Genomic DNA, 11,021 nt, shown 5'->3' with positions numbered 1-11,021 from the left:
CAGTCCATTTTGGGATTTTTTTTGATTTGGCGATTAATCAGATCGCAAAAATTGGACTGAGTTCCCTCCAAGTGATCTACTATTTTGAAAGCTTATTTAGCCAATAAAAAAAGCAGCACAATAATTAATTTTTGCTATTCTTAAGTCATTTCTGATATGGGTGAATATTTTTCGCGTTCTATCTGACTGAAATCTGGACGGAGATACAGCTCATCGATTTCATCAGTTTTAAGAATTTGTATCCGACTTTGGTGCATTGACTACATGGTTTTCTTCTGATTTAACCTTTTTCCAAAAAATTATCGAAATAGTTCAAGGTGAGTTCTAATAGTATGAACCCATACGGAATAACAGACAAACTGTAGGATCCAAATTTCATTATCACTTAACATGAGCATAAATATTTTTAAATTCGAGCAGTTACAGCTATTATTAATCAATATATTGGGATAAGTGATACTGAGTTAACAACTGGTATGAATCCTTATGAGGTATTTATAAATGTTTTCATATGTAAGAAAAATCATTGTTTTTTACACATTATTTATGATTATCTCAATGAGTAATGCTTCCGAAGTGCATAATATAAATCCAGAGAAGCCGAATGCACATTTAAAACAAACGCATAATACCGCTGAAACTGATATATCACATATCATTGCTGGTCATATCCAAACATTTGGAAATGTTTTATCATCACCTTCAAACCTTGCAGAACAAGCAAAATCCTATGCTTTGGGTAAATTTAATAGCACCCTATCTTCAGAAACTCAAAAATGGTTATCGCAGTTTGGTACTGCCAGAATTAACCTTGGGCTAGATAGAAGATGGACGCTGAAAGATTACTCACTCGATATACTATTACCACTTTACGATAACAAAACAGATTGGTTGTTCTTTTCCCAATTGGGTTATCGTAATAAAGATAGCCGAAATACCATAAATCTGGGTTTAGGTGGTCGCTATTTTTATCAGAATTGGATGTATGGTTTAAATACTTTTTATGATCATGACTTTACTGGAAAAAATCAACGTTTGGGGCTGGGAGGAGAAATTTGGGGCGACTATATTAAACTTTCCGCTAATACCTATTATCGTTTAAGTGACTGGCAAAAATCACGAAATTTTCAAGATTATTATGAACGCCCCGCCAACGGTTATGATATTAATGGAGAGTTTTTTTTACCTGCTTACCCTAATCTGGGAATGAAACTGACATATGAGCAATATCTTGGTGATAACGTAACTTTATTTAATCGTGACACCAAACAGAAAAACCCCATCCTGGCTAAATTAGGCCTAACTTATACCCCGATTCCATTATTCACTATGGGTGTGGACTATAAACAAGGGAAAAGTGGCCATACTGAAACACAGTTTTTGGCAAACTTAAATTATAAATTTGGGGTTCCCTTTAGTACTCAATTATCACCCGTTAATGTCGCTTCAATGCGGACATTAGTGGGTAGCCGTTATGATCTGGTGGAAAGAAATAACCATATTATTTTAGATCACTTAAAAAAAGAGCAAGAAGTGTTGATCGCGTTAGAGCCTATTGTTGGATATGGACAGCAAGAGATACCCGTTAATGCACCTATCCAATCTGATGCAGATATTAAACACATTCGTTGGATTGTGACAGATAAAGCATTTACAAATAATCACGGGAAACTCTCTTCTGACTCAGGAAAAAGCATTGTTATTACACTTCCCAGTTATCAGGAAACACATAAAAGCGATTACAAATTGGATATATTAATCACCTATAATCAAGGAGGAACCAAAGTTATTCAGGTTCCTATAAAAATCCTTCCTTTTTTGATCGATGGAAAAATAAACATTATTCCACCTGAATATCCGGCAACAACAGGCCATGAAGAAAATGGGTATACATTCAGCGATCCCATTATTACTTATCAGGGTTTACCCGCTGGAAAGTTTGTCAAGAATGCTAAAATTGATAAAGTAACTTGGACAACTGAACCCGCTTTAGGCGATGAATCTGGCTTAAGTTTCAAATGGAATGATAAGCCTGCCCAAACGAATGAAAAAGGAGAATTAACAAATAAAGAAGGGCAATTAGTGCCCAACATTTTAGTCAGTAAAAAAATACACCAAGAGGTCGTTGTTTACATACAGCTAGATGGTGCTCCACGGCAGAAAATAGGTAAGGTGACATTTAGTGACTATAAAATAAAAGGCAACGCACTGAATGTGATGCCCGATCCTAAAAAACCATTGATTTCTGATGGTGTTCAAAAGTTCACTTACACGGCAGAGATCACGTTCAGTAACAATTTACCGGTGGGGGAAGTGAATATTAATCATGTGAAGTGGAACGCGGTTGGCAAAGATTCTATGGGAAATGAAATGAAAGATATTTTTGTCGATGGCCCAACCGGTACGGTTAAGACGAATCAAGGGAAATTAGAAGCAACATTAAGCAGCAAAATTCAATTAACTGATGTCGTGGTAACACTTTCTATTGAAAATAAGGAATCAGCCTCAGCCAAGGCGGTTTCTTTTGTGGCTGATCCGAAAAGGTTCTATGTCAGCCAAATTGCAATTGATAAGCCAGGCCCGTTGATAGCCAATGGAGAAAATACCTATACCTACACGGCCTATATCGTAGATCAGGATGGGAAAGCCGTCCCCGAAGGCCAGGAAATTTCCAGTATTCGCTGGAGCCTGGACGATAAGAATAAGGACAATAAAAACCTTGAGTTCAAAGCCAAAGGGAATACTGCCGGAAAAGGCGGCACACTGACTGCCACACTGGGCAGTATCGACGTGGTGAAGGATGTCGTCGTTTCGCTGGCGGTGGAAGGGCAAAAAACACCCAAGGAAGCCAAGGCGGTTTCTTTTGTGGCTGATCCGAAAAGGTTCTATGTCAGCCAAATCGCAATTGATAAGCCAGGACCGCTGATAGCCAATGGAGAAAATGCCTACACCTACACGGCCTATATCGTAGATCAGGATGGAAAGGCCGTTCTCGAAGGCCAGGAAATTTCCAGTATTCGCTGGAGCCTAGACGATAAGAATAAGGGCAATAAAAACCTTGAATTCAAAGCCAAAGGGAATACTGCCGAAAAAGGCGGCACACTGACTGCCACACTGGACAGTATCGACGCGGTGAAGGATGTCGTCGTTTCGCTGGCGGTGGAAGGACAAGAAACACCCAAGGAAGCCAAGGCGGTTTCTTTTATACCAGATATACAAGATTTAGATATAAATATTAGCATATCTCCGACAGGATCATTAATGGCTAATAATTCTGATACGTATACTTATACAGCTACAATTACTAATAAGAAAACAAATAGTAACGTATCAAATTATACGTTTGATTCAGTAGAATGGGCTGTGCCAGAAAATATAGCAGATATGACTGTAACTAAAGATTCAGACGTTACTGATATACAAGGGAATTTAGTTGCAAGGGTAAAAAGTGATGTAGGTATTGATGATTTTAGCGTAACGTTGACCCTCAATAAAAAAATAAGCAAAACTAGCGATAAAAGAACTTTTAATCCTGTTCCCAAAAAAGCAGAAATATTTCTATATAATAACCAGAATCCCTCGGTTAATAGTGATAATGAAAACATAATCTTTTCTAATTCACCTGCACCTGTTAATGCCTTTAGTTCTTTAAGTGGGGTATTAAGAAATTCGAATGGGGAAAAAATTACCAAATCAAACAATCACTCAGTTATTTTTTCTTCAACCAATCCTGATATAACCTCTATTGATGCAGATACTGGTGAAATATCTTTTTATAAGCCAGGTAACGCGACATTGTCTGCGAAAATAACAAACAAAAGCAGTGGCATAAAAGAATTATATATTTATACGACAAAAGTTAAAAGATATTTCGAACAAGATCCAAATAATATGGGTTTACAATGGAATGGTAGGAAAAACTGTGAAGATAGTGGCCTTGTTACACCAAACTTAAAAGCAGACATTTTTAATAATAATGACGCCACAGTGTTATCGACAGAATTTCCAGATATTAGTATATGGAATTTGCTACTAACGAGTGATGACATTAATAGTCCTACGGGTAGTCATACTACATTCTTTTTAGTTTTGGATGATGATAATAATTATCTAATCTATAACTCGTTGGATCATAGTACAAATCCGGTTAGATTAGGAGGAGGATACCTACTTTGTGTAGTTAAGTAATGTTGATAGTTTGTTGCACTAATGAAACATATCATTAGTGCAACAAAAGCTAAATATATCTATCTTTAATACTGTAGAATCTGTCATTAATTTATATTAACCTGATCATCTTGGTCATAAGTAAAACGAACATCTTCACTCTTATCCCTGGGGAAGATTATTTTTATGATAGGTAGCAGTATACCGGTAGATTGATAATAATCTTTTTGATCATGCTGTGCATCTTGTAATCCATCATTTTGATAAAAAAAAGCTTCTATAGGTAATTTTTCAGGAATATCTTGGTCCCAGACAGCCAAAAGTAATTCATTGTTTAATGGCAAATCAATAAGTGAGCTAACTTTAATAGCCTGCATAAATATATCTGCACTGTTATCACCAGTCACATCAAAACCACATTGAGCATTACGATCAAAATGATTAACATTTATGTAATTATTAACCCATTGTTCTGCTGTAGTGATATTTTGTTGTTGACAAGATCCACTATTAAGATACCCTGAATAAGAACCACATCCTTTATCATTTCTAGCATCGGTGCCTCCATCGATAGGAAAATAACAGAGGATTTCAGGATTAATTTTAGGGTTACCTGTATTATCAAAACTTTCAAGATAGGGAGAAAAAATATAACCATTATGATGATTAACTTCTAATTCAATGATTTTAACGTCAGATCTTAGATAAGAAAATGAAACACTTCCCTTTCTTTGAGAAGTCTGGCTAGGGTTCCATGAGTGATATTTATCTGATGAAACAGTTCCCCTTATTAATACTCCTGAGCATAAAAATACTGGAAGCCCATCATCCCCGCAATATATTTGATTATCAAAATACCTTTGAGTTATTTTTTTCGCAACGTCGTACCCTGTATCTGAGTTAGCATTAGCGACAGGTATAAAAAATGCCATATACAGAAATAATTTAATAATTAACTTTACTCTTTCCATAACATTCACCTATGTTTTTTCAATTCTGATGAAATAAGTCAATATTTTAAAAAGACATTGTCGCATAGGAATATAGACAATTAAAACAATAATTATGTCTATCAATCCCAATATTTCCTTTATTATGCACCAACGTCTTATTAAAAATATTATTTTTTAAAAGTATATTACTTGTTATAAAACTTGCCTTAATACCTCAGAAAAATCAAACTCGACTCCTGGGTGCATGCTTCCTACCGCATAATCAACTAGTACAATTTGTCCCCGATTTTCTTCTACCCAATCAGTTGAAAGCCGTGCCCCCATTTGTTGTACATCATCAACGGGTTTATAAGGAGTTTGTATCATTGTTTTTCCAACTGCACGTATTTCTACTGATTGATCTGATGTCATATTAGGATATTCAATGATTACGTGAATAGTTCCATCACCTCGATAGAAAAGTCTGGGGGGAGGTAAATTAAGTTTTTGCCCTGCAATATCTAGAGATAAAGTTCCTGAGTATACAGAGGCACTTGGGTTTAATCCGCCAACTTTAAACCGGATTTTTGCTGTACTACCAATACTATTAATAAATTCCATCCGGGAAATATGAAATATCATCGGCATAATTTCATTTATTTCTTGTGATGGCGTTGAGTAAGGCGGTATATTATTACGACCTTGCCATAAAACTTGAACAGTTTGTCCTAAAGCCATGCCGGTATAGATTGGTACAATTACCTTTAAATTATCCAACCTATAATAATCGCTTTTTGTTAATAGTGTCCCATGATTACCTGTGGCTTCTGGAACGGCAGGAAAATAATCAGGCAAACTGGATAACACAGTTTCAATATTTACCGCTGCTATTTTAGATTGTGCCGTATTACCCGATAGTTTTGTTACAGTATAATGTCCTATATATTCTCCATCTGTTGAAAAATCATCTATAGAAAATACAACTTCAAAGAAATTAGAGGGAATAATATTAATATTAACAGAATAAGGAAATGAAGGTATAGTATTACCTTTGTTGTCTGTAAAGCAACCAACAATTCTGTCACCAGATTTTTCATCACCATAACCTGGAATTAGCATTGTTATGTATCTAGCCCCTTCAGATTTTTGAGCATCTATATCAATCACACCTCCTAATGCTTGTGGATAGGAGGGTGGATTTAATTTATATTCATATGTCATATTTAGTATGTAAATGCATCCCATTTATATGAATTTTCTCATAATTTTCAGCATTCACCCTTTTTTTCAGTTATTGAAAGTATTTTATTAGCCGTCTATATTTATTAAAAATGAGTGATGGCCTGGTTTATAATTAAAAAGAATAATTTATATTTAAATGTTAATTAATTCCTCCTCCAGGCAGAACAGTGTCTATATATCCCTGCCAATTATGACTGTATTTAACATTATCTACATCCACTTTATAATATAAAATATAAATAACAGCGCTCCCGCCGGATATCCTTGAATCAACATCTCCTGTTATAGAAATAGGGATAGGTATATGCCCTTTCGATGTTGTAGCAGGAGAAGTTGCTTTAGGTAATTGAATTGTCTTATTATAGGATATATCACCTCTATTTGAGGACTTAATGAATACCTCAATCGCAACAGTATCTCCAGGATTTACTTTCTGGTTATCTGCTGAGTCAGCTTCAATTTCCACATAAAGGGTATCTCCCCCATTAAATCTATATTGATTAATTGTAGTGAAATTAATCCCATATCCTGGGTTTAAAATAGATTCTGGATTAATTCCATAGCTTGAATATATTTTAGGAAGATCAAAAACTCTATTTTTATCGGAGTCTGGTGGACCATACTGATAACCAACATAATTAACAATAAGACTATCTGAATATCTAATATTTGAATTTTCTCTTGCAATAATATAACTAAATTCATTTTCCTTTGACACAGAGAATATTGAGTATGGCAACTGATAAGAATAATTATCTAAGTTTGATAAATCCGAAATGGTAACATAGCTTCCTACTACGTTACCATTAACAAGATACAAGATAAAATCTGTTGTTTTTATACCATCATAAGAAGGGATTTTTATATGAAAATCTTCTTCATTATCTAATGGCTTTAAGGCATCACCTAATAGTTCTCCTATATCGGGAGCTGTCAGATGCTCTTCAAACTCAGCACCTACTAAGTCTAAAATAAATAAAGGATTTTTAGATTTACGTTCAATAGATAAACCTTCTATCGAACTATAGAAAGCTAATACAGCTGACTGACCTTTTTGAGGAAATGCATAAAATTCCAAATTACCCTGAGAATCCGTGATTAAAGTAACTTGTTGATGTTTTTCAAAATTATTAGTATTAATCTGTAATGGATGACCTTTAGCATCCATTAAAGCAATTGTTAATAAACTATCTAGACTATTTGCTGATATATTAACACTTAAATTTGGAATTGCTGCTCCTGAACTGTTTTTCACAGTCGTTGTTATTTTTACTTTATTAGGATTTGTTAGATCTGGTTTGTTTTCGCCAGAAGGTGTTTCGATATAAAATTTATCTGTTGTTAATGATAAAGTATCCGAATTTATATCTGAGACTTTATAACTGAAACTCTGAGGTTTATAGCCTGTATTTGATGTTTTTACCGTAAAAGATTGTGAAGTATTGAAAAATTTTTTGTCTTTACTAACTTTAATAAAAACCTCAACACTAGCATGTGTAGGCATAATTGTAACTTGACCTTCTCTAATAACTGTTATCCAATCATCAGTTGGATTAAGCGTTATCGTATCTGTATCTTTAAAATCTTTCGCTCCTCCTGATAAATTAATTGTTAATTTCAAATCTTGATCAGAAATTAATGTTGGATTTTTAGATAGGTCTGTTCCCTTATCTGTTGTTACTGTTATTTTTTGATTGTTAGATGGCATTTTTTAATTTTCCTTCTTATCAACGTGGTTTATATTTTGATTTTTAAAATATCACTATCAACAACAAACTTCATAATATTCCCATCAAAATAGAATAGATGTTTACTTTATCATAACGTTACTTTCCACAGTCAATTGTATTTTTTACCCATCACATTGGTTGATTTTTATTTTTATGTTATCATCTCAATGAGTAATTACCTTACCCCTAACTTTTAGTTTAAAATCTATTTGTTTATTTTTTGACAGTATCTTAGATTAAAATTATAAATGCAATATATACATTAAAAATATAATTTTCTTTTAAAAAAACCATTTTATGGTATATGTATTCGCTTTTTTATTGGCGATTTATTATTATTTTTGTTTTTTGTATTATTTTTTACTGAAAAATCAGGTTATGATCCCAATTTATTGATCTTGATAAGTATTTCAAATAATACCCAATGATTCTGTCATACATTTCAACGTATTTTCAAAAAGATAGCGTTTTGCAAGTGAACCTTGCTAAGAGCTGACGAAGGTTGAAGAGTATAATCGAGATTTCTTTAGCGGATTTTCACTATATCATTCAGATCGCTTAAGGATGGCATGATTTTACATATCTACTCGCATATTTATTAGAAAAGCACCAATTAAATTATATTTAATCATGGGATTCCCTAGAGAATCAAAATAATCGAGAGAATCAAAATAATCGAGAGAATCAAACTATTTATTATGTCATAACTTGTTAATAATACATTATTTATTATGACCATTAATCTAACAGAGATATTTTATTTATCGATCTCTGTTAGGTTTATTTAGGTGTACTAGCCGCAACTTGAGCTAACAGTTACTCATAACTCCCATGACTTACCGTCAATTCAGCAATCCGCATAATTACGTTAACTGCCAGTTCCATACCTTCCAGTGAAATAAATTCGTGCTTGCTATGGTAATTATATCCGCCTGTGAAAATATTCGGGCAAGGAAGGCCACGATAAGATAACCCTGCGCCATCAGTCCCACCACGGATCGGCTGGATTATCGGCTCAATGTGACAATCCAGTATTGCTTGTTTAGCAATGGCAATAACATGGGGATATTTAAGCACTTCGCTATGCATGTTGTAATAATCATCTTCAATCGCCAGCTCAATGTAGCAGTCTGGATGCACTCCTTCTCCGACGTTTTCCGCAATGGCAATAAGGTTTTTTTTGCGCTTTTCAAAATTAGCTCTGTCAAAATCCCGGATAATGTAGTGCATCTCGGCACGCTCAACAGTCCCTTTCATGCTATACAAATGATAAAAACCTTCATAGCCTTCTGTCTGTTCTGGTGTCTCTTCAACAGGCAAAGCATGGTGAATGCGCATAGCTAATGTCAATGCGTTAACCATAACGCCTTTAGCACTGCCCGGATGAGCCATATTACCCACAATCTTGATGACCACAGATGCCGCATTGAAATTTTCAAATTCCAATTCCCCCACGCCACCGCCATCAACGGTATAGCCCCATTCTGCGCCGAAAGCCTCTACATCAAAATAGTGCGCTCCCCTGCCAATTTCTTCATCTGGCGTAAACGCAATCCGAATATCACCATGTGGAATATTTCCCTGTTTCAAGCGCACCATTGCGGTAATGATTTCAGCGATACCGGCTTTATCATCGGCACCCAACAGTGTCTTCCCATCGGTTGTAATTAATGTTTTTCCCAATAAGCTATGTAATACAGGAAACATGACTGGCGACAACACTTCGTCTCCCATCCCTAACGCAATATCACCGCCACGATAGTTTTCCACAATCTGGGGATTCACATGCTTACCAGAAAAATCCGGTGAGGTATCGAGATGGGCAATAAAACCAATGACAGGAACAGGCGTTGCCACATTTGCTGGCAATGTTGCCATAACACATCCCCGTTCATTGAGAGTGACATCGGCAAAACCAAGCTGGTTCAGCTCCTCGTATAATACCTTCGCAAGATCCAACTGACCGTTACTACTAGGAATGGCTTTTGCGGATAATTTTGATTGGGTATTAAATGCAATATATTTAAAAAAACGCTCTAATAATCTATCCATCTTCTCCTCCCTAATTCAGGTAAATGCATTATGAGAAAGATGGATAGCGTAGACATTGCGTCAAGTCAGCTTTTGTTTGCCTTCATCTGCTGAATTAAGGATTGAACATATTGCGTAACTATTTTACTGGCATGACCATAATGTTTTTCATCAAACAGATTTTCGACCTGGCTAGGTTCAAGATTCAACTCAACAGTATGTGCGCCAGACAATTTAGCTTCATGTACGAAACCGGCTGCCGGATAAACGTGGCCCGATGTTCCGATAGCAATAAAGATATCAGCATCAGCTAAAGCAGAATAAATCTGTTCCATCCCCAATGGCATTTCGCCAAACCACACGACATGAGGACGCAATGGAGATGGGAACTGGCAACAATGACAACGATCTTCCATTGTTAGATCAGTTTTCCACTCAACGACTTGTCCAGATTGGCAACACCGAGCTTTCAGTAATTCACCGTGCATATGCAGAACACGATGACTTCCCGCACGCTCATGCAGATCATCAATATTCTGTGTCACCAATAAAAAATGGTCGCCAAGTTCCTGTTCGAGTTCGGCCAAAGCATAATGTGCAGCATTAGGCTGGATATCCGGTTGCTGTAGTTGCTTTCGACGTGCATTATAAAACGCCTGCACCAGATCGGGATCACGCTGAAAACCTTCCGGCGTCGCAACATCTTCGACACGATGTTCTTCCCACAAGCCATCAGAAGAGCGAAATGTTTGGATACCTGACTCAGCAGAAATGCCTGCTCCCGTCAGTACCACCACATAAGGTTTTTCTATTTTATTTGCCAATCGGATATCCCTGTAAAAATTTTGTCTATGTGATCGTTGACGCCGTAATCGCCTCATTCGGTAAAATTTACTGTGCCGATGAAGAACCCGCATTG

6 protein-coding genes are annotated in these 11,021 nt (G+C 35.7%); 1 reads left to right on the top strand and 5 read right to left on the bottom strand.

Annotated elements, in window-relative coordinates; translation table 11 throughout:
- The first annotated feature begins 501 nt into the window (after positions 1–501).
- A complete protein-coding gene (locus tag Xedl_RS00675) occupies positions 502–4,188 on the top strand; it encodes an inverse autotransporter beta domain-containing protein (protein ID WP_074022147.1) in 3,687 nt (1,228 codons plus the stop codon).
- Positions 4,189–4,274: 86 nt separating this feature from the next.
- Here the strand turns inward: Xedl_RS00675 and Xedl_RS00670 are convergent, their stop codons facing one another.
- The 5 genes from Xedl_RS00670 to cobB all read right to left on the bottom strand — a co-directional run bounded on the left by Xedl_RS00670 (position 4,275) and on the right by cobB (position 11,019).
- Entirely contained in the window at positions 4,275–5,138 is an 864-nt protein-coding gene (locus Xedl_RS00670) for a hypothetical protein (protein ID WP_074022146.1), read from the bottom strand.
- A gap of 174 nt (positions 5,139–5,312) precedes the next feature.
- Complete coding sequence (locus Xedl_RS00665) at positions 5,313–6,320, bottom strand: hypothetical protein (RefSeq protein ID WP_074022145.1); 1,008 nt, start codon at positions 6,318–6,320, stop codon at positions 5,313–5,315.
- A gap of 160 nt (positions 6,321–6,480) precedes the next feature.
- Entirely contained in the window at positions 6,481–8,049 is a 1,569-nt protein-coding gene (locus tag Xedl_RS00660; protein ID WP_074022144.1) for a hypothetical protein, read from the bottom strand.
- An 838-nt stretch (positions 8,050–8,887) separates the two neighbouring features.
- Positions 8,888–10,123 carry a peptidase T gene (gene pepT / locus Xedl_RS00655; protein ID WP_074022143.1) on the bottom strand — a complete coding sequence of 412 codons (1,236 nt, stop codon included), beginning with the start codon at positions 10,121–10,123 and terminating at the stop codon, positions 8,888–8,890.
- Positions 10,124–10,188: 65 nt separating this feature from the next.
- Positions 10,189–11,019, bottom strand: a complete 831-nt coding sequence (gene cobB / locus Xedl_RS00650) for a Sir2 family NAD+-dependent deacetylase (RefSeq protein ID WP_074022142.1) — start codon at positions 11,017–11,019, stop codon at positions 10,189–10,191.
- Positions 11,020–11,021 lie beyond the last annotated feature (2 nt).

Source organism: Xenorhabdus eapokensis, from assembly GCF_001908105.1.
This window is presented reverse-complemented; position numbering and strand designations above follow the sequence as displayed.

Excerpts from the sequence above, each read along its gene's own strand:
- Xedl_RS00675 (WP_074022147.1), top strand. The coding sequence starts at position 502 with ATGTTTTCATATGTAAGAAAAATCATTGTTTTTTACACATTATTTATG.
- Xedl_RS00670 (WP_074022146.1), bottom strand. The coding sequence starts at position 5,138 with ATGGAAAGAGTAAAGTTAATTATTAAATTATTTCTGTATATGGCATTT.
- Xedl_RS00665 (WP_074022145.1), bottom strand. The coding sequence starts at position 6,320 with ATGACATATGAATATAAATTAAATCCACCCTCCTATCCACAAGCATTA.
- Xedl_RS00660 (WP_074022144.1), bottom strand. The coding sequence starts at position 8,049 with ATGCCATCTAACAATCAAAAAATAACAGTAACAACAGATAAGGGAACA.
- pepT (WP_074022143.1), bottom strand. The coding sequence starts at position 10,123 with ATGGATAGATTATTAGAGCGTTTTTTTAAATATATTGCATTTAATACC.
- cobB (WP_074022142.1), bottom strand. The coding sequence starts at position 11,019 with ATGCGGGTTCTTCATCGGCACAGTAAATTTTACCGAATGAGGCGATTA.